Source organism: Pseudomonas sp. TE12508, assembly GCF_056279485.1.
The window spans coordinates 254,384-275,885 of sequence record NZ_JBWCCN010000008.1; the positions used below are offsets into that span (position 1 = coordinate 254,384).

At 56.6% G+C, this 21,502-nt stretch carries 20 protein-coding genes; 2 read left to right on the top strand and 18 right to left on the bottom strand.

Features of this window, described 5'->3' with window-relative positions:
- Window positions 1-74: 74 nt before the first annotated feature.
- From ACZ9IM_RS13625 to ACZ9IM_RS13685, 13 genes are all read right to left on the bottom strand, one after another.
- Window positions 75-341, bottom strand: coding sequence for a hypothetical protein (locus ACZ9IM_RS13625; protein ID WP_427623814.1), 267 nt, complete (start codon window positions 339-341; stop codon window positions 75-77).
- Window positions 338-685 carry a DUF6124 family protein gene (locus tag ACZ9IM_RS13630; RefSeq protein WP_427623816.1) on the bottom strand — a complete coding sequence of 116 codons (348 nt, stop codon included), beginning with the start codon at window positions 683-685 and terminating at the stop codon, window positions 338-340. Before ACZ9IM_RS13630 ends, ACZ9IM_RS13625 begins: the two co-directional genes overlap by 4 nt.
- A 217-nt stretch (window positions 686-902) precedes the next feature.
- Complete coding sequence (locus tag ACZ9IM_RS13635; protein ID WP_427623817.1) at window positions 903-1,307, bottom strand: Imm50 family immunity protein; 405 nt, start codon at window positions 1,305-1,307, stop codon at window positions 903-905.
- A 136-nt stretch (window positions 1,308-1,443) separates the two neighbouring features.
- Entirely contained in the window at window positions 1,444-1,839 is a 396-nt protein-coding gene (locus ACZ9IM_RS13640) for a hypothetical protein (protein ID WP_427623819.1), read from the bottom strand.
- A gap of 299 nt (window positions 1,840-2,138) precedes the next feature.
- Window positions 2,139-2,780 carry a hypothetical protein gene (locus tag ACZ9IM_RS13645; protein WP_476224209.1) on the bottom strand — a complete coding sequence of 214 codons (642 nt, stop codon included), beginning with the start codon at window positions 2,778-2,780 and terminating at the stop codon, window positions 2,139-2,141.
- Window positions 2,777-2,944 carry an HNH/endonuclease VII fold putative polymorphic toxin gene (locus ACZ9IM_RS13650; protein WP_427623823.1) on the bottom strand — a complete coding sequence of 56 codons (168 nt, stop codon included), beginning with the start codon at window positions 2,942-2,944 and terminating at the stop codon, window positions 2,777-2,779. The genes ACZ9IM_RS13645 and ACZ9IM_RS13650 overlap by 4 nt, the downstream gene beginning before the upstream one ends.
- Window positions 2,945-2,999: 55 nt before the next feature.
- Complete coding sequence (locus ACZ9IM_RS13655; protein WP_476224210.1) at window positions 3,000-3,530, bottom strand: DUF6896 domain-containing protein; 531 nt, start codon at window positions 3,528-3,530, stop codon at window positions 3,000-3,002.
- 105 nt (window positions 3,531-3,635) lie between these two features.
- Complete coding sequence (locus tag ACZ9IM_RS13660) at window positions 3,636-4,049, bottom strand: hypothetical protein (RefSeq protein WP_007900671.1); 414 nt, start codon at window positions 4,047-4,049, stop codon at window positions 3,636-3,638.
- Window positions 4,046-8,821: an RHS repeat-associated core domain-containing protein gene (locus ACZ9IM_RS13665; RefSeq protein WP_476224211.1), complete on the bottom strand. Its 4,776-nt coding sequence runs from the start codon at window positions 8,819-8,821 to the stop codon at window positions 4,046-4,048. The genes ACZ9IM_RS13660 and ACZ9IM_RS13665 overlap by 4 nt, the downstream gene beginning before the upstream one ends.
- Window positions 8,818-9,546 carry a DUF4123 domain-containing protein gene (locus ACZ9IM_RS13670; RefSeq protein WP_427623826.1) on the bottom strand — a complete coding sequence of 243 codons (729 nt, stop codon included), beginning with the start codon at window positions 9,544-9,546 and terminating at the stop codon, window positions 8,818-8,820. The genes ACZ9IM_RS13665 and ACZ9IM_RS13670 overlap by 4 nt, the downstream gene beginning before the upstream one ends.
- A 4-nt stretch (window positions 9,547-9,550) precedes the next feature.
- Window positions 9,551-11,593 carry a type VI secretion system Vgr family protein gene (locus tag ACZ9IM_RS13675; RefSeq protein WP_476224212.1) on the bottom strand — a complete coding sequence of 681 codons (2,043 nt, stop codon included), beginning with the start codon at window positions 11,591-11,593 and terminating at the stop codon, window positions 9,551-9,553.
- 131 nt (window positions 11,594-11,724) lie between these two features.
- The gene (locus ACZ9IM_RS13680) at window positions 11,725-12,240 is read right to left on the bottom strand and encodes an Hcp family type VI secretion system effector (RefSeq protein WP_007900657.1); all 516 of its coding nucleotides are present in this window, start codon (window positions 12,238-12,240) and stop codon (window positions 11,725-11,727) included.
- Between the two features lie 105 nt (window positions 12,241-12,345).
- The gene (locus ACZ9IM_RS13685; RefSeq protein ID WP_476224213.1) at window positions 12,346-12,540 is read right to left on the bottom strand and encodes a hypothetical protein; all 195 of its coding nucleotides are present in this window, start codon (window positions 12,538-12,540) and stop codon (window positions 12,346-12,348) included.
- A gap of 102 nt (window positions 12,541-12,642) precedes the next feature.
- On the opposite strand from ACZ9IM_RS13685, the gene ACZ9IM_RS13690 reads away from it, so the two are divergent.
- Window positions 12,643-13,320, top strand: a complete 678-nt coding sequence (locus tag ACZ9IM_RS13690) for a type 1 glutamine amidotransferase domain-containing protein (protein ID WP_476224214.1) — start codon at window positions 12,643-12,645, stop codon at window positions 13,318-13,320.
- Between the two features lie 159 nt (window positions 13,321-13,479).
- Here the strand turns inward: ACZ9IM_RS13690 and hglS are convergent, their stop codons facing one another.
- The 5 genes from hglS to ACZ9IM_RS13715 all read right to left on the bottom strand — a co-directional run bounded on the left by hglS (window position 13,480) and on the right by ACZ9IM_RS13715 (window position 19,921).
- Complete coding sequence (gene hglS / locus ACZ9IM_RS13695) at window positions 13,480-14,871, bottom strand: 2-oxoadipate dioxygenase/decarboxylase HglS (RefSeq protein ID WP_476224215.1); 1,392 nt, start codon at window positions 14,869-14,871, stop codon at window positions 13,480-13,482.
- Window positions 14,872-15,000: 129 nt separating this feature from the next.
- Entirely contained in the window at window positions 15,001-16,218 is a 1,218-nt protein-coding gene (gene glcF / locus ACZ9IM_RS13700; RefSeq protein ID WP_476224216.1) for a glycolate oxidase subunit GlcF, read from the bottom strand.
- 1 nt (window position 16,219) lies between these two features.
- Window positions 16,220-17,269 carry a glycolate oxidase subunit GlcE gene (gene glcE / locus ACZ9IM_RS13705; protein ID WP_476224217.1) on the bottom strand — a complete coding sequence of 350 codons (1,050 nt, stop codon included), beginning with the start codon at window positions 17,267-17,269 and terminating at the stop codon, window positions 16,220-16,222.
- Window positions 17,269-18,768 (bottom strand): glycolate oxidase subunit GlcD, encoded by a 1,500-nt coding sequence (glcD, locus tag ACZ9IM_RS13710; protein ID WP_218396706.1) that lies wholly within the window; start codon window positions 18,766-18,768, stop codon window positions 17,269-17,271. The genes glcE and glcD overlap by 1 nt, the downstream gene beginning before the upstream one ends.
- Window positions 18,769-18,994: 226 nt before the next feature.
- Complete coding sequence (locus ACZ9IM_RS13715; RefSeq protein WP_476224218.1) at window positions 18,995-19,921, bottom strand: alpha/beta fold hydrolase; 927 nt, start codon at window positions 19,919-19,921, stop codon at window positions 18,995-18,997.
- Window positions 19,922-20,235: 314 nt separating this feature from the next.
- Here ACZ9IM_RS13715 and ACZ9IM_RS13720 point away from each other — a divergent pair, with 314 nt between their 5' ends.
- Window positions 20,236-21,309 (top strand): diguanylate cyclase, encoded by a 1,074-nt coding sequence (locus ACZ9IM_RS13720; protein ID WP_427623836.1) that lies wholly within the window; start codon window positions 20,236-20,238, stop codon window positions 21,307-21,309.
- Window positions 21,310-21,502 lie beyond the last annotated feature (193 nt).

Consider the following 21,502-nt stretch of genomic DNA (forward strand, 5'->3'; position numbering starts at 1 on the left):
TCTGGGCGGCGATGTTTAAATGTGTCGGACATAAAAATGGGCGACCTTGAAGTCGCCCATTTTTATTGGGAAATTTAAAGCTGCGCCTGTAGCCGCCGCCCGACCACATCCAGCAAATCGCAACCATCGCGCAACGGGAGTGCCAACACCCGCGCAAACTCTTGCAACAGCGCAGCATCACCACCAATCGCTTCGCCCAGGGAAAGCGTTTCCAATAGTTGAGTGACGCTGCGAATGCGATACGCCGCCGTGTCGTGCAACACGTCGACAGGCGCTTCGGTGTCGATCAGCAGGGAAGGGATCGTGCAGTCGATGCCGGTAATCGGCATGTATCGAGTCATGGTTGAACCTCCTCAGCGTCGGACGCCCCACCGGGTGGATCGAGGTTGTCCAGCGCCCGGTTTACCAATAACTCGCCCAGTACGGCCAATTGCTGAATCGATAGCGCCAGACTGCGGTGCGAGCCTTCGAGTTCGCGGGCAAAGTCAGTGGTCAGCACGTTGAGCGAGGCGAGGGTTTCGTAGGCGTGGCTTAGCAGGGTTTCGGTGTCAATGTTGGGGAGGAGGGTGAAAACGTGGCTGATGGGGTCGGGATTTTGTGGGTCGCGGAGACGGGCGCTGATGGTGCGTTGGGTTGCTTGGCTGAGTTGATTGGGGTCGAGGGATTCGGGTGGAAATTTTTTCATCGTGAAGCTCCTGAAACAATGGAGCCGCAAAGCGGCATTTGCATGCCTTGATCGTGTTCGGCCTGTCAAAACCGGTCGCTGAGGTTGCAGCGGCTGGGGGAGGTTATCTGGGGAAGAAGGGGTGTACAAGTTCATTGGGAGCGACGGGTTTTGTGGGAAATGTCCGATGCTTTTGTCAGCCGTCCCGAGGGGCAGAAAAATTGAGTCAGATTTGGTTTTAAGTGAACTCGGGTTTTTTATCGCTCATGTAAACTGAGGGTCCACAAAGTAGTGGATATTTCGTTGTGAATTCAATTATCGAGCTGTTGTTCGAAGCGTGAATCGTGAAGAGATTTTCGCTCTGAGTGATTCTTATGCTAAGTTTTTCTTTTGTAGGTATATTTTTGATCGTCAGGTTGCTGATTTCGCTGCAGTTTAAACCGATGCAACATGTATTGAATTCAGCCTTTTTCCATTTTGCGGGAGGGGCGTCAGGGAGCTCTTCGATGTCAAATTCCAGTATTATCGTTGGTCTGTTGTTGTCGATATTTACTGTGGAAAGTTCAATGAAGCCGATTGGTACGGGGCTTTTGAAAATCTGATTGAAAAAAATGCTGCCATCGATATCGTTCCAGAACTTCATTTTTGCTCCTTGTGGCCAAACTTAGTGGGTAGATTTGTTTTTATGAACGAGTAGAAAATAAATCTGTCCCCTGTCCCCTGTCCCCTGTCCCCTGTTCCTTGTCCTGTTCCTTCTCTTCTTTTTTTCGATTCGCCTTTCAGTCTAGCGGATAGTCACATGTCCAAGGTGGAGTGAATAGCTCTGGATTGATGTTGTTCTCTTGAAGGTAGTCATTTATCTCTTCTTCGGTTTCTAACGTTTGACACTTGATAATGGTAGCGTCTCTGCTTCCAATGCTATCTCTTGTTTCAATTATTGACTTAGGTATTGTGAAGTCTATTGCTACATATTTTGAATATTTTGCGTCTTCCAAGAACTTATAATAGAGCTCTCCTGGATATCTGTTTGTAAAATTCAAATGGTATACCGCGTATATAGCAATCCATCTGCGTAAGGAGTCGTCGTTTGTAGGGAGTTCTTGCGCGATTTCTGTATACGATTTCGCTTCCAGACCCCACCAGACTTTTCTTGGGATTATTTTTGGATTGCTCATTTTTGACCTTGAAATTGATTTGGTCAATCGAAAAAGTGACAGATTTATTTTTATGAACGCTTAGAGAAAGGTGACTAGAAAAATAAATCTGTCACCTTTTCTTTATAAGGACTGACTTTGCAACAAGCTCTGTACCGTACTCAGTCCAGTTTGACTCCTCCGAATCGCCGATCCATGAGTGAAGCTTTTCATAAGTCTCGTTTTTTTTCATAACCTTTCATGGGGTGACCCCTGTTGGATAAGATGAAATCACTGCACCGCTTTCTTGCGGTCACTTGCCATTTATGTTGGGTTTTGTTTTAAAAGCTTTGAATGATGTTTGGTATTTCAGTTTTGGTTGTTTTTATGGTGTCTAACATTTCAATTAAGGATTTTATTTTATCGCTATACTCTATTGGGGCGATAAGTTGTGCGGCTGAATGAGTATCGCTTTCTATGAAGCGGCCTATGAGGGTTTCTCGACTATTTGTTAAAAGGTCAAAGATGTTTTGCGAGGTGATGCCTTTGTCTGCTTTACTAAGCTGTTCCCATATAAGGTTGAGGTTAGGGGTGGACTTTTTGAAGATTAGAATTGTATTTCGATGCTGTGTTAACTCGTTTGGTTCGAACTTGTTGTCTAGGCTATTGCTGGATTGAATATATGAATATATTTTTGATGTTTCATTTTTTTTTATTAAATCTTCGTCGGTTAAGGTTTTTTCAATTTCTTTGCGTAGACGTACCTCTTGAATTTTATGTTGCTCCAAGGAGTAGCCAACTGTTCGCCATTTCATCACGATTGACCATTCGGGTGCCAAAGAATTAGTGACTTTGCTCCAAGTGCCCCATACTTCCAAAATGGACGGACCAAGAAATGAAAAAGTTATGAATCCGGGAGCAGTAGTATAGGTTGGTTGCTCCCATAGCTTTATTACTGGTTCACAAGTATAAAATGTGCTCATGGTTTTTCTTTCTTGAAGTAGGTGTGTGAGTTGTCTCCCTCTTTTAGGGCTGCTTTTGTACCTGTGGTCCCAGTGACTTCTGTATTGAAGTGTGGGCCTTCATTACCTTTCACGTGGCCAAGGGAGTGTTCGCGTATTGTCACAGTTCGCCCATCCTTGACCAAAAAGGGGACAGATTTATTTTAATTCGCATAGAAAATAAATCTGTCTCCTTTTCTTTCAATGTTGGCGGCGTGCTAGTCCGTGAATTCTAAGTGAGGTTGTCAGCGCCCCAATAAAATTTAAAAAACTCTGAATTTTAAGGGGCGAAAATTTAAATGTGAGATTAATTGGTCTTTTTTGGTTGCGTAAAAAATATAAGTTGGAGGTGGAATTGTCTATTTTTTTAACCATATTTTCTTGAATGTATTGGTTTAACTCTGATTCAACTGTAGTGAGGTTTGTGTATTTTGCATGTTTTTCTGGGAATTCGCATGCATAGTTATACAAGCGCCATGCGTCGAATCCATCGGTTCTTCCATTTGGCCCGAAATCGAAATCCACACAGTACTCCGGGTATTCGATCATGCATCCGTTCCCATGTAATTGATAGCTTACACTCTTAAAAATCTCTCCTCTTTGAGCTATTTTATTGTCATGCCATAATTGGTGTAGTGATCTCGAGCCGAATTTGTCTTCAAGCAACTGTAGTGAGGTTTCTACAGCGCCTAAAAAATCAAAAATTAATAATTTCAGATTTTTGTTAATCATCTTCTCAGCCAAAAGGGGAGCAGCCAAAAGGAACAGATTTATTTTCATGAGTGCGTAGAAAATAGATCTGTCGCCTTTCTTGTTATTTTTTTTTTGGTTGCTAAGTTACTCTGAGTCCATAAGTGTTTTGTATTTCGCAAATGTAGTGATAGCTTGCTCGTCGCCATCAATTAAGTTTTCATAAAAGCTAATGTTTGTGGCCCATTCTTGGAATATAAGCGAGCTTTTGTATTTGTTGTTTTCTTGGGTTCGAAAGCTAAGTTTCCAATGAGAGGAAAGTCGCTCATCAATAATATCAAAGACATCAGCTGCATATGGTTTTGGATACTCATCATCTTCTTCTGCGCATATATAGAACCAAGGGCAGTTGTCTCGAAACTCGATGCCGTAAACCGTGTATTCCATTCCCAGTTGCAAGTCTAGCTCGCCGTCAGGCATGAATATGTAACGCTTTAAACGCATGACGGTTTCTGGTGCTGATATGTCATTCAGATTGTTGATTTTGCATACGACTTTCATTTGTCGATGGCTCCGGGTGGCACTGATGGGTCATTACCCCAAGGTTTTATATCATCGGTGCTGTGTTTTTTGAATTTGAAATCCATGAGCTCTCCGGTCTGCGGATTGCGTACATAATGTACTACGGAGTCATTTCCGTTCTTCGATTTTATCTTGAGCTCAATTTTATCCATTCCTTTAAAGGCAGGATCATTGAGGTTTTCGATAATAACGACGCCTCGACCTTCTTTAGCTGCCTGTAATGTCATCTGATCTTGAATGCTTTTAGGTTCCCGACTCCACTTGTCCGGTTTTGGAGGGGCTGGAGGGGGAGGAGATCCTTCATTTACGGTCGCTTTAACTGGTGGATCTTCCAGTCTGATTTCCGGCTTGCTACCACCCGCTCCAGGACAGCTTGTCAACCCCATCGGATCCACCCACCCCGTAGGGTTAGGCACGTATTGGTAGTTGTTCAACCCACCCGCCAGCTTAATCGGATCCGGCGTCAGAAACCGTCCAGTCCCCGGATTGTAGTAGCGATGCCGGTTGTAATGTAAGCCTGTCTCGGCATCGAAATACTGGCCCTGAAAGCGCAGCGGGTTGTCGATTTCGGCGACGTCCAGCGCAGCGAGGTTGCCATAGGCGCGGTACTTGGCCGACCACATGATTTCGCCGCTGTAGTCGGTGAGTTCCTGCGGGGTGCCGAGGTGGTCGAGTTGGTAGTAGAACGGCGCGGCCTTTAGCGGGCCTTCGCCATCGAGCATCACCAGCGGGCGGAAGCTGCCGGGTTCGTAGATGTAGCTGCGATAGCGGTTGTCGCCGCTCTCGGCGATGAGGCGTTCGCCTTGCCACAGGAACTCGGTGGTGTGGCCGTCGACGGTCTTTTCGATGCGTCGGCCGAAGGCGTCGTATTTGTAGGATGCGACGCTGCCACCCGGCAGGCTGACGCCGATCAGGCGATGTTGGCAGTCGTAACGGTACTCGGTAACGAGTTTCTGCCCGGCGCCTCGGCGTTCGCGGATCAGGTTGCCGTAGGCGTCGTAGTCGTAATGACGGTCGCCCTGCATCAGCAGGCGGTTGCCCTTGACGTTGGCCAGGTTCGCGGTCGGCTCGTTGTTTTGGCCGAGGAGGTTGCCCGCCGGGTCGTGGGCGAAGCTTTCAGGCGTAGCGCCGCGTACGTTGATCAGGCGGTCAAGCGGATCATAGTGATAGCTGCGGTGGCCTTTGCGGCTGTCGTCGATGCCGGCGAGGTTGCCATTGGCGTCGTAGGTGTAGCGGCGCTGGAACAGATTCTTTTCGCGCTGGCTGACGCTGTGTGCTTGCAACCGACCCTGTTCGTCGTACTGGTATTGGCTGAGCAGCAGCCCTTGTTGACGCTGCTGTTCGCGGCCGGCGTTGAACTGGTGGCTGGTCAGGCGCGAACCATTGAGGTCGATGCTGCTCAGCTGGCCGCCAGGCTGGTGGCGGTAATCGAGCTTGCTGCCGTCCGGCAGGCGGCAGTGTTTCAGTTGGCCGACGCTGTCGTACTCGTAGCGCAGAGTGCCCCAGCCCTGGTGTTCGGTGATCAGGCGATCTTGCAGATCGTATTCGTAGGCGAGGGGCCAGTGGCTGTCGTCGACGTTGACAAGGCGCCCGAGGGCGTCATAGTTGTAGTGAATTTCTTCACCGTCAGCCAGGGTTTTCACCAGCAGGCGGCCAGCAGCGTCGCGCTGGTACTCGGTTATCAGCTCGCTGCCATCGTCGCCGAATTCGGTTTTCTTCAGCAACCGACCGTTAAGGTCGTATTCATAGGCGGTACGGCGACCGTCGAAACCGGTTTCCTGCTGGATCTGGCCGTTCGGGTAATAGTCGAGGTGGTAGTGCTCGCCACGTTCGTTTTCGATCTCGGTGAGCAGCAGGCGCGAGTTGTCGTAACGGTAGCGCAGATGGCTGCCGTCCGGATTGATGCGGCGGCTCACGAGGTGCAGGTTGTCTGCGTATTCGTAGCGGGTGATGCGCCCGAGTTCATCCCGTTCGGCGGTGACGCGACCATACGGGTTATAGGTGAAGGCGCGGGTGGCGCCGCCCTGGAAGGTGATTTGTGTCAGGCGATCAACGGCATCCCATTGGTAATGGGTGATGGCGCCGGTTTCATCCTGACGTGTGATTTGTCGACCTAGCGCGTCATAACGGTACTTGCGTTGGCTGCCGTCGGGCAGGCGTTCTTCCAACAGTTGACCGAGGTTGTTCCAACCCAGTTGATGACGACTGCCATCGGGATGGCGGATTTCCAGCAAGCGGCCTTGACGGTCGTAGTTGTAGTGGGTTTCGGCGCCGTGAGGGTCTGTTTGCTGGGTGATATCGCCTTGACGGTTGCGCTCGTACTTCCAGCGCGCTTTACCTCGTTGGACATCAATGAGTTGACCATTGAAGTAGTTGTAACGGGTCGGTTCGTCTTCTGGCGGGATCACGGCCATCAAGCGCCCGGCATCGCTGTATTGATATTCGGTGATGGCGCCCATCGGGTCTTTTACTGCGACCAGACGTCCCTGATCGTCATAGGCTTTCTGCGTTTCCCCACCATCGGGAGCGGTCTCGCTGATCAAACGCGCATTCTTGTCATGCACGTACACATGCTCGCTGCCGTCGGAGTTGTAAGCAGTCACTGAACCTTTGTCATCCCACTCGTAACGCGCTTCCAGCTGCGAGTAGTTAGCCCAGTGGCGGACGCAACGGGAAAGCTTGCCTTCACGCTCCCATTCCCAGAAAAAACTGGCACCACCGGCCAGTTGCCGTTCCAGAATGACGTGCTGGTCGTTGTAGTGGTAATGCTCGGTTTCACCTGCTGCATTGGTCGAGGATACGAGCTGATTGCGCGTGTTGTAGCGGTAGGAGACCAAGGTCTGAATGGTTAGCCATGGATCCTGGCGTTCACCGCGGTCGTTATACTCGGAGCGTTGTTGCTGATGATCCACTGCGGCGATATGACGGTCGTCGTAACGCAACAGCAAGGCGCGGCCTGCACCGTTGTCGATGCGTTGAATGCGGTCGACAAAGTCATAACTGATATGCACCCGATTGTCATAGGCATCGCTGATGGTGATCAATCGCCCGGCACGGAAGTGATAGAAGCGTGCTTTTGGTCCCGCCTGGGTAAGGATTAACTCACCGGGTGCATCGCCCAAATAAATCGCCGCCTGCGCCAGGCTGTTGGTGATAGCCGGACGTTGTTCGGTTGGTATCGGGAAGCGGATCTGGCGGTTTTCGTTGTCCGTCCACAGCACACCTTCATCGTCCAGTTGCAAACGATGAGACAAGGAATGGCTCCAACCATGGCCAAGACGGCTGTCGATTTCGACCGCACTGCTTCGGTAAAGGCGCGTCCATTCCAGAGGCAACAACCCACCCAACTCGCCGTCGGAGAGGGTCAGCAGTTCCTCGCCGGTCACCATCGAAATCGGGTCGTCTTTGAGGCAGGTTTTGTTGGCACACTCGGTGGGTTGGTCAGCCGGGTTTTTCGATTGGTTTGGCGCGTTGTCGACCACCTCTTTTTGCTCGACGCGTGTGGCGCTTTCAGTTTTGCCGCGCGCCTGGATCTGCGCATCCGTTTCCACTTTTCCACCGGCGACAGGTGGCTTTTTCTTCGGCGCCATTGCTGTTTCGGCGGGTTTGGGCGGGGCGATCTCAACGTTGGCTTTACGCGCCGGGTTGAATGCCGAATTGCCATTAAGCAATAAAGGCCGAGCAGCCTCGGTATGCGGTGTGGCGCTTGTTTTGCTGACTTTCATCAGCATGCCGGTAAAATCTTCAATCAGTTTCACAACTTTGGCGCTGTTTTGCGTGGCTTTAACTACCTTCGTGCCAATACGCACGGCCAGGCCGAGACCACCGGTCAGGACCACACCAACCAGAATGTTCAGCAGGAACTCTGTGGTCAGCTGAGCCAGCACTTCTGTGCATGTCTGCGGTGGCAGCATCTTCACCCAGGCCATGATGGCGGCAACGTAGATCCACATTAGTGGTTCATCGCTGGCGATCAACAAGGCGGTGTGAATGGCCTCAGCGGAGGCGTCATAAATCTTCTTGATTTGCTCTTCGGTGAAGAAGTTTTTCAGCTTCTCGTAGTTCTCACGAGGATGCGCAACCAGGTTGTAGAGGCTTTTGATATCGCCCCACAAACCCATGATCGCTTTCAGAAAGCCTTCCCATGCGGCCTCCAGCTCCTGCAGGGCGCGGCCACCCATCGATGCGTCGGTATGTGCCTGCCAAAGCGGTAGGAAACTGGTGCTCCATTCAGTCTGCAACCAGCCGCTCAAATCGCCGATCACGCCCTGATAGGAGTTGAACAGGCTGTCGATCTGCGCGCGTGTAGGGTTCGGGAAGAACGTGATTTTGTATTGTTGATTAGGCGTGAGGCCGGTGACTTCCAGAATCCCGGTCGAGTCGATTGTCTTGTTGATTTCCGGTCCGGTTTCGTTCTTGCCAATGAACCGGCCATCCACCACAGGCACCAGACGGACCGGCGTATTACCGATCGGAACAAATCGCGCAGACTCGAAGCTATGCAAAAGCGTGAGTTTGCCGTTTGCCGGGCAGTTGGCATAAAGGGTGTTTTCCTTTTTGCTGTCCTTGTCCTGAGTGTGGACCTCATCACCGACCTTGAATTGCTGTTCCGCGTCCAGGACTCCGCCGTACCAGGCCTCGGCATGCTCACGGTAATCCTTCAGGCACTTCTTGAAGTCACTGACGATGACCTGAGCATCTGGTTGTTTCGCTGTCAGGTTCCCAACGATCGAACCCATCAAAATGCTCATACAGCCACCTCATTTTCCAGATGGGCCTTCAACAGCCCGGTGAAGTTTTCTTCCGTGAATGGCGTGCGTTTTACGAAGCGCGCCACTTTTGTTCGCAGGTTGGGTTCGGGAAACGAGAAGTACAGGTCGGCGTGATCCTCCTTCAACCACTGCATCATGTTGCCGACTACGGTCGATGGGTTTTGCTTGGTCAGGCCATCCAGCAACGCCTTCGGAACCTCCCACCAAGGCCAATCCTTCGCCGGCGGCACCACCCTCGGTCCAACCTCCAGGCTTTTGCCATTAATCAGGTACCGATCAAACACCGGCAACACTTCCCCAGCGGCATCGCCGAGACCTTCCAGAATCGGGTAGATATGCCGCCCATCCCAGAACCGGAAAAACACTTCAGTCCCGTCCGGCATCCTCACCTGAGTGAGGCTACGCAGATGCTCGAACACCACGTTCGGTTCGCTGCGGGAAATGGCCAGCCACCCCCAATCGAGGGTGTCCGTTTCGGCAATCCATGACAGGAAGCTTGAGTTGGGTTTCAACTCGGTGAGGTAGGGCATCACTGGCTGCCAAGCCGCGTAGGGTGTACCGCCCCAGATCGGGATCGCCTGGGTTGTGGGTTCATTTTGGTAAAGCGTCTTGAGCGCTTCGGCATCGCTGGCGGCGCTGACGATCAGGTACAAACGTTCGCCCGTCTGCAACGGCCGTTCAGCCAGCCAAGCCTGTGGAGTCATCGGATCAGATCGCACAAACACCTGCCTTGCACTTCTCGCACTCTTCACAGAACGGCGCATTGCGCTTCAGCGTATTAATCTGCGCCGGGGTCAACACCGCACCAGCCTTGTCCGCATCCGCCTGCTTCAACACCCCCGGCAACAACGGCGCAGCCCCCGTCCCACTTCCCGGCCCACCTCCAGAGTTCATGTTGATCACCGGCCCGCTCAGCGTCACGCCGCTGGCGTCGATCTTGATGAAGCTGCCGCCGCCCTTGAGGGTGAGTTCGCTGCCGGCTTCGAGCACGACTTTCATGCCGCTGCTCAGGTGGATTTCCTGACCGGCTTCGATGAACTGGCCGGTGCCGATCTTGATGTGCTGGTTCACGCCCACGGTGAGGTGGTCGTTGGCGCGGGTTTCGACTTTGCGGTCGGCGTAGACGGTGTGGTGTTCTTCGGCCTTGAATTCGCTGTAGCTGTTCTTCTCCACGGTGTCGTGGCGTTCGTTGCCGACGCGGATTTTCTGGTCGTGTTCGACGTTTTCGTCCCAGTCGCGCTGGGCGTGCAGGAAGATTTGTTCCTGGCCTTTCTTGTCTTCGATGCGCAGTTCGTTGTAACCGCCGCCACCCGGAGAGCTCAGGGTTTTGAAGGTGCTGCGGGTTTTGTTCGCCGGCAGGGCGTACGGGACGACGTTTTCCTTGTGGTACAGGCAGCCGCTGATCAGCGGTTGGTCGGGGTCGCCTTCGAGGAAGCTGACCAGCACTTCCATGCCGATCCGCGGGATGGCGATGCCACCGTAATGGGCGCCGGCCCAGGCGGAGGAGACGCGCAGCCAACAGCTGGTTTTGTCGTCGGCCTGACCTTCGCGGTCCCAGTGGAATTGCACTTTGACGCGGCCGTACTGGTCACAGTGGATCTCTTCACCTTTGGGCCCGGTGACCACGGCGCTCTGGTTGCCGAGGATCCGTGGCTTGGGGTGGTTCAGCGGCGGGCGGTTCGGCACGTCCCAAGGGGTGGCCTGGAAGCGGTTGCGGTAGCCCTGGTGGAAATCGTCCTTGAGGTTCGTCGTGCTGCTGGTGACCGACTCTTCCAGCACTTGCGGCTGTTTGCCTTCGTGGAGGATTTCGGTCAGCAGCCACAGGTCGTTCCACTTAGGCTTAGGGTGTTCGGTCAGGGCCAGGAAGTGGCCGCTGACCAGCAACGGCTGATCGCTTTTGCCTTCGACGAGCTGGAAGTCGCTACGGTGACGCTCGAGGGCGCGCTTGGCCAGGTGCTTGCCGCGTTCGCGGTCGATGAAGCGACCGGGGTAGTCGTAGTCTTCAAGGTCGGGCAGGGCGTCGCCACGGTGTTCGCTTTCCAGGGTCAGGCGCGGTTTTTCGAAGTCGTAGTCGCGGCGGGTGGTGCGGCTGGTGCGGGTTTCCAGGCGCAGGTCGAAGCGCTTGATCACCGGGTCGTTGGCGACCATGCCGGAGTCTTGCTGGTAGGCCACGGGCGCGAGTTTCGGGAACACCGTCTGGTCATCGCCGAACACCAGCTTGTGGGCCGTGGCGCTGTGCTGGAAGTGGTAATGAATACCTTCTTCCTCGCACAGACGCTGGATGAACTGCAGGTCCGATTCATCGTACTGAACGCAGTAAATGCGCTCGGGATAAATCGCCCCGACTTTGAATTGGTAGGCGTTGCTCTGGATACCGTGCTCTTCGAGGACCATGCCGATGATTTTCGGCACGCTGAGGTTCTGGAAGATGCGTTGGTTGATGCGGTGCGCCAGGTAGGACAGCTGCGGACGCAGGGTCACGGCGTAGCGGGTCAGGCGTTTGCCGGAATCGCCTTGGGCGGCGCGGTAGATCTGGCCATGAATGCCGCTGCCGTCAGGCGAGAGCTGCAAAAAGGCCGGTTTGTGCAGCAGGGTCTCGAGGTCCCGGGACGGCTGTTCACTGACCAGCTCCACCTCAAACACAAAAGGCTGGCTGATGGCTTCCCGACCTTGCAGGGCAAGGACCTGGAGGTCGTTTTCCAGACCTTCGACAGTCAGGGCAAAGTGAGTCTGATTGGCCGGCGCGAACATCCCTTGTTCCTCGTGCAGTGCTGCGGCGCACGCCGGCACCCAAACGGGCGCTTGCGGACGCGAAAATTCCTGGAAGGCGCAAATGACATCGACCAGCAGAGCTGGCCGATGTTTGGAACCGTCAGCCGCGATTAAGCGACTGGAACACGCCAGTCATCGGAACCCGAAGTACCGGATACTTCGTGGGTCCAGGTGATTTTGCGGTAGGTGAATTGCACTTCTTCCAGGTGCGTGAAGTGCGAGTTCGACGGATCCTGGCAGTTGTGCATTTTGTTGTTGATGGCGACGATGATCGCGTCTTCCAGTTTGGTGGTGTAGTAGTGCTCTTGGGTACCTTGAGCCGAGGTGCGGTACCACTGGATAACGATTTCGCTCATGCGCTCGCCGGAGGTCAACGCCGCTTGCAGCAGTGGCGAGGACTTGTCGTATACCTTGGTGATCACGACTGGCTTGTGTACACGCTGACCGGTCGGTTGGCCCGACTGCGGGTCACGCGGGATGATCACGTCGTGGCTGAAAGCCTGAACCATGACCTGGTCTTCGTGACCTTCCTGGTAGGTGTTGCCAACGGAGTCGGCGGTGAATGCGCCGGCAGTGATCAGGCCTTGTTTCTCGCCGGTAACGGACATGTACGCTGGTGTAGCCATGGATGTGCTCCTTGCTAAAAGTTAGGGTGCCCGGGAGGCGGTATCGCCCGGTGGGTGCCTGAGTTTTATCAAGGTCCGTGCCAGAAATGATTAATGCTATATAAATCAGGTGGTTGAGGTTGTTTTTCCAACGCCGGAGAGGTTTTTGGCAAGGATCCGCTGAAAAAGTGCGCAAGAAGTTGCGCACCACTGCGCAACTTCTTGCGCACTTGGCTGGAGGGCTTGATAAACCTGACGTCCAGCCTCGCTAGAGGACTTTTCACCGACACAGTTGCGCAACTTCTTGCGCATCAAGGCCATGAGCCGTCATCCCCCGACAATGGGCGCAACGAATAGCGCTGCCCGGAGGTCAAATCCAGCGCCGAGATCACTGAACACCCCTGGCATTGACTGGAGAACGACATGAAAATCCTGATGGTTTTAACGTCCCACAATCAATTGGGTAATACCGGTAAGAAAACCGGCTTCTGGCTCGAAGAATTCGCCGCGCCGTATTACACCTTCAAGGATGCTGGCGCACAACTGACCCTGGTTTCACCCAAGGGCGGCCAGCCACCGCTGGACCCTAAAAGTGATGAGCCAGACGCGCAAACCGCGGCCACCGATCGCTTCCGCAAGGATTCCGCTGCCCAGTCCGCATTGGCGTCTACCGGGTTGCTGAATACCGTGAGGGCCGAAGACTACGACGCTGTTTTCTATCCAGGCGGGCATGGCCCGTTATGGGATCTGGCTGAAGACCCCTTTTCAATTGCGCTGATCGAGGCGTTCTACAACGCGGGCAAACCGGTGGCGGCGGTCTGTCATGCGCCGGGGGTGTTGCGCCACGTCAAGGATGAGGATGGCCAGCCTTTGGTTAAAGGCAAGCGGGTGACAGGCTTCACCAACTCCGAAGAAGCCGCTGTGCAGCTGACGGATGTCGTGCCGTTTTTGGTGGAGGACATGCTCAAGGCCAACGGTGGCCTTTACTCCAAGGCCGATGACTGGGCGAGTTACGTGATCGCGGATGGTCTGTTGCTGACCGGTCAGAACCCGGCGTCTTCGGAAGCGACCGCCAAGGCGTTGTTGGCGAAGCTGGGTTAAGCGATGAAGCCTGCGGGTCGACACTTTTTATGTGGCGAGCGAGCTTGCTCGCGCTGGGCTGCGCAGCGGCCCCAAAACTCTGCGTACAAGCGGAGATTTTGTGAGTGCTACGCACTCAAGCGGGAGCAAGCTCCCTCGCCACAAAGTGTGTTTGACTGGTCAAGTCAGATTCGACAATCCCAATGTCTTGCAGCACTCATCAACCGACCGCCGCTGCGTCTCGGCATACAGCCCCAGCTCGTCAATCGTCGACCTTCCCAGAGCCTTTTCGAACGCTTGCTGGTTTGAATGCACGCCATAGTGGGTTTGCGCCGCATCCCCCAGGTTCGACTGAAAAATCCCCGCCGCGCTGACCGGCAAAAAGTCTTCGTACACCAGCGGTTCAACCCGCACATAGCCGTCGCGAAGCAAATCCTCCAGCGACAAACCATTCAGCCCCTTCGCCGCCAAGCCTTTTTCCGTCACGAAGTAGCGAAAATACGCCAGTTCCTGTCGGCGCATATCCTCGACGGTGTCAGGGAATTCGCCGAAGTGCTGCGTCATTAGTGCGTTGTAGCGTGCAGCATTGGCTTCGTTGGGGAAATCCTTGAGTTCATCCCGGGCAGCGTTGAGCAAGCGGTCGTAAAGCGCCCGGCCTTTGGGGGTGAGCGCCGCACCGCGTTGCTCGATTTCACCGAAACGGGCGCTATGGCTGCCGCGGGTCTGGGCTTGATCGGTGAAGGTGATGGGCTCGTCCAGCGCCTTGAAGCTGGTTTGACGCAGCAGGATCGGGCATTGGCGGCGGGGCGGGCCTTCGATCACTGCTTTGGGGGTGATGCCATGGGCGGGCATTTGCGCCTGCACAATGTCGATGTCCAGGGTGCGTGGCGTCAGGTGGTTGATGTGCGGGCCTTTGAAGGCCACCACGTCGGCGATCAGTCGATGCTGGGCGCTGAGTTGTTGATATTGTTCGGCCGTGACGGTGGCGCTGTGGTGCCAGCGGAAGGTTTCCAGGGCTTGTGCGACGAAGTCCTGCGCCTCGTATTCAGTCAGGCCGCCCTGGGTTTCAGCGCGTTCAATGAGGGCCAGTGCCGCCGGGGTGAAGATCGAGCGCGTATCCAGCACCGACTGGGCAAAGGCTCGCAGTTCGGCGTCTTCGATCAGTTCCAGGCGCAGCAGCGAGGTGAACACTCGAAACGGGCTGACCTGCAATGCTGCCTCATGCACGGCACGGAACGCGGTGGAATGCACCGGCACGCCGGCCGGGGTCAGGTCGTAATAGCCCACCGGTTGCATGCCCATCACCGCAAACAGGCGGGCGAGGGTCGACAGTTCAGCGGCAGTGCCGACCCGGATCGCGCCGTGGCGTTCCAGGTCCAGGCGCTGGATTTCGCCGGTGCTGTGCAACTGTCGGGCGATCTGCGGGTCGCTGTCCAGCACGTGGCGGTTGGTCTGTTCCACCAGCTCCATCAGCGCGCCGTACAGCGGCACTTCTTCGCGATACATGTCGGACATCGCTTTGGAGAAGCGTTGGCGGATCAGGTCAGGGCTGACGAAGTTCGGATGGCTCATGAAAAGTTTCCTGGCGCAGTGACGTAACGGATGCCGGAAAAGATCGCAGCCTTCGGCGGCGCCGACAAACGAAGTTTCTGACGAACTTCATTCTGCCAAGGACTGTTCTTGCATCGCAGGAATGTTCGGTTATCGCAGCACTTGGTCCACCAATTCGATCCAGTGCCTGACCGGCGTTCGTCCGGCGCTGTTGAGGTGGCTCTGACAGCCGATGTTGGCGGTGGCGATGACCTCGGGGTGGCCGCTTTCCAGAGCGTTGAGTTTGTTGTCGCGCAGTTGCTGCGCCAGTTCCGGTTGGGTGATCGAGTAGGTGCCGGCCGAGCCGCAACACAAATGACTGTCGGGCACCGTCGTGAGATTGAAGCCCAATCGGGTCAGCACGGCTTCTACCGCACCGCCGAGTTTTTGGGCGTGCTGCAAGGTACAAGGGCAGTGGAAGGCGATCCGCTGGTCAGTGGCAGTGCAGACCCGTTCCAATGGTTCATCGGCCAACACTTGCACCAGGTCCAGGGCCAGTTCGCTGACCCGCTGGGCTTTGGCCGCATAGACCGGGTCGCGTTCCAGCAGATGCCCGTAATCCTTGATGAACGCGCCGCAGCCGCTGGCGGTTTGCACAATGGCTTCGGCGCCATTTTCCAGGTGCGGCCACCAGGCGTCGATGTTGCGTCGGGCGCGGTCCAGGCCCATGGCTTGGGCGTCGAGGTGATAGTCCAGCGCGCCGCAACAGCCGGCGTCTGGTGCCGGGATCACGCTGATCCCCAGCCGATCCAGCACCCGCGCCGTCGCGGCATTGGTGTTCGGTGACAGACCGGGCTGCACGCAGCCTTCGAGCATCAGTACCCGACGCGCATGCCGAGGGACAGGGCGCTCGCCTGCGGCGGGGAGGTCGTGGGGCAATTTTGCCTCTATGCCCCGTGGCAGCAATGGCCTGAATGTGGCGCCGATTTGCAGCAAAGTCTTGAACAGATTCGGGTTCGGCGCCAGCGCCCGCAACCCCTGACGCAACAACCGCTGGCTGGCCGGGCGCGGCACCGCTTGATCGATCACGGCGCGGCCGATGTCCAGCAGGTTGTGATAATCCACCCCGGACGGGCAGGTGGTTTCGCAGTTGCGGCAGGTCAGGCAGCGATCCAGGTGCAACTGGGCTTTGGCCGTGGCGGGGGCGCCTTCGAGCACTTGCTTGATCAGGTAGATGCGCCCGCGCGGCCCGTCCAGTTCGTCGCCCAGCAGTTGATACGTCGGGCACGTGGCGTTGCAGAACCCGCAATGCACGCAAGTGCGCAGAATCTTGTCCGCTTCTTCGGCGCGGGGCAGTAGTTTGGACTGTTCGCTGAGGTTGGTTTGCATGCTAAAGGTCCGCGTACATCCGCCCAGGGTTGAACAGCCCTTGCGGGTCCAGTTGCGCCTTGAGTTGCCGGTGATAGCGCAGCAGCGCCGGGGCCAGCGGCTGGAATGGCGTCTCGCTGACGCCATGACTGAAACAGGTGGCGTGACCGCCGAGTTCACGGGCTCGCGACTGAATGTTGTCGGCTGCGGATTTCAACCAGCGTTGCGCGCCGCCCCAGTCGATCAGTTGCTCACCGGGCAAGTCCAGAGGCCCGAGGTTGTTGGGCAATGACAAGCGCCACAGCGGCAGGCCCTCATTGAAAAAGTCTAGTCGTTGTTCGTTCAGGTCAGCCCAATAACCGGAGTCCAACGGTTCGCCGCCGAGCCGTTGATGGGCGGCCATCACCGAACCTTCGCCGCCTTCCAGCCGCAGATACAGACGTTGGCCATCGTGGCTGGCAGCGCTGATGGGCAGTGGCTGCTGGCCCCATTGCGCCAGATTTTCCAAGGCGCGGACGCAGTCGATGTCCAGGCTGATGCTCAAGCATTGCCGGGGTTTGGGCAGCACTTTGAGCGAGACTTCGGTCAGCACCCCGAGGCAGCCGTAACTGCCGACCATCAGGCGCGAGAGGTCGTAGCCGGCGACGTTTTTCATCACTTCGCCGCCGAAGCGCAGGTGGGTGCCGAGGCCACTGATCACCCGGGTACCGAGGACAAAATCGCGCACCGAACCGGACCACGGGCGCCGCGGCCCGGACAGACCCGCGGCGATCATCCCGCCGACAGTGGCGCCTTCGCCGAACGATGGCGGCTCGCAGGGCAACATTTGCCCCTTTGCATCCAGTGCGGCAAGCAGTTCGCTCAGCGGCGTGCCGGCGCGAACGCTGATCACCAGCTCCGTCGGGTCGTAGCTGACGATGCCGCGATGGGCGCGGGTGTCGAGTATTTCTCCGGCCACTTCACGACCGAGAAACGCCTTGGTGTTACCGCCCTGAATGCGCAGTGGCGTGGCGTTCTCCCGCGCCTGTTTGACTTGCTCCAGCAGGGCTTCACTGGCATCGAAATCCGGCATCAGAAACGCTCCAGCTCAGGGAACGGCAGTTGCCCGGCGTGGATGTGCATCGCGCCGAATTCCGCGCAGCGGTGCAGGGTCGGGATGTTCTTGCCGGGATTGAGCAGGCCCTTTGGGTCGAACGCGGCTTTCACGGCGTGAAACAGGGTCAGTTCATCACTGTTGAACTGCGCGCACATCTGATTGATTTTCTCCCGGCCGACGCCATGCTCGCCGGTGATGCTGCCGCCGACTTTCACGCAGAGTTCGAGGATCTTGCCGCCGAGGGCTTCGGCCCGTTCCAGTTCACCGGGCTGGTTGGCGTCGAACAGGATCAGCGGGTGCATATTGCCGTCACCGGCATGGAAAACGTTGGCCACGCGCAAGCCGTACTCTTGCGCCAGGCTGGCGATACCCTTGAGTACACCGGGCAATTCGCGGCGGGGGATGGTGCCGTCCATGCAGTAGTAATCCGGCGAGAGACGGCCGATCGCCGGGAAGGCGTTTTTGCGTCCGGCCCAGAACCGCACACGTTCGGCTTCGTCCCGAGCCTGGCGCACGTCGCTGGCACCGGCCTGTTGCAGCACCTCGCGGACCCGCTCGCAATCGTCATGGACATCCGCTTCGACGCCGTCCAGTTCGCAGAGCAGGATCGCTTCGGCGTCCACCGGGTAGCCGGCATGGATGAAATCCTCGGCGGCACGGATCGCCAGGTTGTCCATCATCTCCAGGCCTCCCGGGATGATCCCGGCGGCGATGATCTCGGCCACCGCGCGGCCGGCCTTTTCCACGGAATCGAAACTGGCCAGCAGGACTTTGGCGACCTGGGGTTTGGGCAGCAGTTTGACCGTGACTTCGGTGATGATCCCCAGCAAGCCTTCGGAGCCGGTGAACAGGGCCAGCAAGTCGAAGCCTGGCGCGTCCAGCGAGTCGGCACCGAGGGTCAGGTGTTCGCCTTCAAGGGTCAGCACCTCGAGTTTCAGCAGGTTGTGCACGGTCAGGCCATATTTGAGGCAATGCACGCCGCCGGCGTTTTCTGCGACGTTGCCGCCGATGGAGCAGGCGATTTGCGAGGACGGGTCCGGCGCGTAATACAAACCGAAGGGCGCCGCTGCCTGGGATATCGCCAGGTTACGCACTCCCGGCTGGACTCGTGCGGTGCGGGCGGCAGGGTCGATGTGCAGAATGTTGTTGAACCGTACCATCACCAGCAGCACGCCTTTGTCCAACGGCAGTGCACCGCCGGACAACCCGGTGCCGGCTCCGCGCGCCACCACCGGCACGTTGCGGGCATGACAGAGCCTGAGCAGCGCTTGCACCTGTTCCAGCTGCCGGGGCAGGGCGACCAGCATCGGCGTGGTGCGATAGGCCGAGAGGCCGTCGCATTCGTAGGGTTTGAGTTCTTCTTCGCGCCAGAGAATGTCCAGGTCCGGCACCTCCTGCTGCAAGGCCTTGAGTAACGCAGCCTTGTCGACATTGGGCAGAACACCGTCGATGCGTTCGTCGTAAAGAATGTTCATCGTTCACCACCAATCACAGATCCCTGTGATGAAGAGTTCTGTGGCGAGGGGGCTTGCCCCCGTTCGGCTGCGCAGCAGTCGTAAACCGTCGAATGCGGTGCGCCGGAAGAATCGCGATTGCGGGTTTTGGGGCAGCTACGCAGCCCAACGGGGGCAAGCCCCCTCGCCACAGGACCTCTAACCACAGGATCTCTTGCCACAGGCCCCTTTACCACAGGGGATCTCATCAGGTTTTCCTTCCCAAAAACTCCCGATACAGCCCCGCTGTCTTGGCGGGTTGCTCAACCATCGGCATATGGCCGACACCGTCCCAGATTTCCACTTGCAGATCGGCGATGCCCTTGCTCCAGACCGGTACGCTGCTGACGTCGATCAAACGGTCCTTGCGCCCCCACAGAAGCAGCGCCGGACATTTGATGTCGGGCAGTTTTGGCTCCATCGGCGGGCTGGCGTGGAAGTCCCTGAAGATTTCTTCCAGCTCGTCGCGCTGCTGTTCATAACGCTGGGCGACAGCGTCCAGCACGATCCCCGGCACCCATGGCGGTGAGACCATGGTCATGGCATAAAAATGCTGGAACTCTTCACGGGAATGAATCAAAAACGGATTATGCCCGCGGGCCAGGTGTCGCTCCATGTCGCTGGGCTCCGGGGCGGTGACGCCGGCGGGGTCGAGCAGCGCCAGCGAGATAATGCGCTCCGGGTAGTTGGCCGCCAGCCATGCCGCGATGTAGCCGCCCATGGAGTTGCCGATCACGTGTACCTTTTCGACCCCACAGATATCGAGCAACTGGATCAACCGTTTGGCCTGGACCGGAATGTCATAGCCACCGCCGGCCTTGAAGCCGGTTTCGCCGTGCCCCGCGAGGTCAGGAATAATCACCCGGTAGTCGTCGACAAAATGCCGGGCGAAGCGCAGCCAGATGTTCTTGTCGGCGCTGTAGCCGTGCAGCATCAGCACACTGCTGGCGGCTTCGTAAGGCCCGCCTTGCCAGGTCGAAACGGTCATTTCGGGGATTGGCACGACGATCTTGTGTAACCGGTACAGTCGGGCCTCCAGCGCCATGTTCAAGTCATAGAGCCAGTAACCGATGGCCGGATAGCTCAACCAGCTCCAGGCCACGAAGACGGCGATAGTGACAACCAACAAAAGCATCAGGCTATTCCTTTGCAGTGATCAGGACAGCGTGTGGTCGGCGGGTTTGAGCGCTCGGGTCAATGGGTGATAACTGAAACTGAAATCCAGAAACCCCAATCAAGCCATTTCCGCTGCTACAAAGGCGTCCTCTTTATCGTTGTTATCGATCCCTCCCTTCATGTATAGACCAAACATTGGGTATTCAGCTCATGGGAGGTGATGCTATTCAGACCGCCAACCGGTGATGGCTATTTGCCGTTGCCCTGATAGACTTCAAACACACTTTCAATCCCGTGTGTTGTCAGGCTCCGTTCAGCGGTACAGAGGCCTCTATGGAAAAAAAGGGAGGAAAGGGACTTTCAGTGGCCAGGAGGCTTTACGGGTCGCGAATCCTGGGGCTGGCCCTTGGATTATTGTGCGTCGGCGCAGGGATGTACCCACTCGACCCGGCGCCATGGGTCTGGGGGGTAATGCTGTTCAACGGGCTGCTCTGGCCGCATTTGGCCTATCAATGGGCGCGCCGGGCGGAAATTCCTTTTCGTGCCGAACACCGCAATATCCTGGTGGACGCGTTTCTCGGCGGTTTCTGGGTGGCCGCCATGCAGTTCAATCCGCTGCCCAGCGCGGCGACCCTTTCGATGATGGCGATGCACAACGTGGCCATTGGCGGTTTGCGTTTTCTGTTGATGGGCGTCGTCGCGCAGGTGCTTGGGATAGGCCTCGGGCTGCTGGTGTTCATGCCGGCTTTTGTCCCGCAAACCAGTCCGTTTCAGCTGTACGCCTGCTTGCCTTTGCTGTCGATTTATCCGCTGTCCTTTGGCTGGATCTGCTTCCGTCAGGCCGACACCCTCGGCCGGCACAAGCGCGAACTGCTGGCCCTGAGCCGCACCGACAGCCTGACCGGCCTGCTGAATCACGGTGCCTGGAAAGATCAGCTGGAAATCGAGTTTCAGCGCTGCCAACGCCAACAGCAGGGCGGGGCGATTGCGCTGATCGACATCGACCATTTCAAAACCATCAACGACACCTACGGCCATGTCGCCGGGGACATCGTCCTGCGGCAGCTGAGCAAAATGCTCAAGCAGAACCTGCGCGCAGCGGATGTCGCCGGGCGTTATGGCGGCGACGAATTCTGTGTGCTGCTGCCGGACCTGCCGCTGGACCGCGCTGCCGTAGCGATGGATGCGCTGCGTGATCGTTTCGCCACGTTGGGTTACGAGCAGAACCCGGCATTGAAAGTCAGTTTGAGCATCGGCCTGGCAGCCTTCAACCCGGCCCATGACGACGCGACCCTGTGGCTCAACGACGCCGACCAGGCGCTCTACGAAGCCAAGACCACCGGCCGCAACCGCGTCATTTGCCACAGTGACGGTAAACCGCATAAGGCATTGCTCGATTCGGTCTAGCAAACCACCGCACATCTCCTTCGAAGGCGGGCTTATGTGGCGAGGGGGCTTGCCCCCGTTGGGGCGCGAAGCACCCCTAAAACCAGTCACCGCGATCTTGAATTAGACAGCGGTGACTGGTTTTACGACTGCTTCGCAGTCGAACGGGGGCAAGCCCCCTCGCCACATAAGCCCGCTCCCACAGGGGATGTGT

What these genes read in the sequence shown, in the direction of transcription:
- ACZ9IM_RS13670 (WP_427623826.1), bottom strand. Translation starts at nt 9,546, where the DNA reads ATGACTCCACAGGCTTGGCTGGCTGAACGGCCGTTGCAGACGGGCGAA.
- glcD (WP_218396706.1), bottom strand. Translation starts at nt 18,768, where the DNA reads ATGAACATTCTTTACGACGAACGCATCGACGGTGTTCTGCCCAATGTC.
- ACZ9IM_RS13690 (WP_476224214.1), top strand. Translation starts at nt 12,643, where the DNA reads ATGAAAATCCTGATGGTTTTAACGTCCCACAATCAATTGGGTAATACC.
- ACZ9IM_RS13665 (WP_476224211.1), bottom strand. Translation starts at nt 8,821, where the DNA reads ATGAGCATTTTGATGGGTTCGATCGTTGGGAACCTGACAGCGAAACAA.
- hglS (WP_476224215.1), bottom strand. Translation starts at nt 14,871, where the DNA reads ATGAGCCATCCGAACTTCGTCAGCCCTGACCTGATCCGCCAACGCTTC.
- ACZ9IM_RS13680 (WP_007900657.1), bottom strand. Translation starts at nt 12,240, where the DNA reads ATGGCTACACCAGCGTACATGTCCGTTACCGGCGAGAAACAAGGCCTG.
- ACZ9IM_RS13720 (WP_427623836.1), top strand. Translation starts at nt 20,236, where the DNA reads ATGGAAAAAAAGGGAGGAAAGGGACTTTCAGTGGCCAGGAGGCTTTAC.
- ACZ9IM_RS13655 (WP_476224210.1), bottom strand. Translation starts at nt 3,530, where the DNA reads ATGATTAACAAAAATCTGAAATTATTAATTTTTGATTTTTTAGGCGCT.
- ACZ9IM_RS13645 (WP_476224209.1), bottom strand. Translation starts at nt 2,780, where the DNA reads ATGAGCACATTTTATACTTGTGAACCAGTAATAAAGCTATGGGAGCAA.
- ACZ9IM_RS13625 (WP_427623814.1), bottom strand. Translation starts at nt 341, where the DNA reads ATGACTCGATACATGCCGATTACCGGCATCGACTGCACGATCCCTTCC.
- ACZ9IM_RS13685 (WP_476224213.1), bottom strand. Translation starts at nt 12,540, where the DNA reads ATGGCCTTGATGCGCAAGAAGTTGCGCAACTGTGTCGGTGAAAAGTCC.
- glcF (WP_476224216.1), bottom strand. Translation starts at nt 16,218, where the DNA reads ATGCAAACCAACCTCAGCGAACAGTCCAAACTACTGCCCCGCGCCGAA.
- ACZ9IM_RS13640 (WP_427623819.1), bottom strand. Translation starts at nt 1,839, where the DNA reads ATGAGCAATCCAAAAATAATCCCAAGAAAAGTCTGGTGGGGTCTGGAA.
- ACZ9IM_RS13635 (WP_427623817.1), bottom strand. Translation starts at nt 1,307, where the DNA reads ATGAAGTTCTGGAACGATATCGATGGCAGCATTTTTTTCAATCAGATT.
- ACZ9IM_RS13660 (WP_007900671.1), bottom strand. Translation starts at nt 4,049, where the DNA reads ATGAAAGTCGTATGCAAAATCAACAATCTGAATGACATATCAGCACCA.
- glcE (WP_476224217.1), bottom strand. Translation starts at nt 17,269, where the DNA reads ATGCCGGATTTCGATGCCAGTGAAGCCCTGCTGGAGCAAGTCAAACAG.
- ACZ9IM_RS13630 (WP_427623816.1), bottom strand. Translation starts at nt 685, where the DNA reads ATGAAAAAATTTCCACCCGAATCCCTCGACCCCAATCAACTCAGCCAA.
- ACZ9IM_RS13715 (WP_476224218.1), bottom strand. Translation starts at nt 19,921, where the DNA reads ATGCTTTTGTTGGTTGTCACTATCGCCGTCTTCGTGGCCTGGAGCTGG.
- ACZ9IM_RS13675 (WP_476224212.1), bottom strand. Translation starts at nt 11,593, where the DNA reads ATGTTCGCGCCGGCCAATCAGACTCACTTTGCCCTGACTGTCGAAGGT.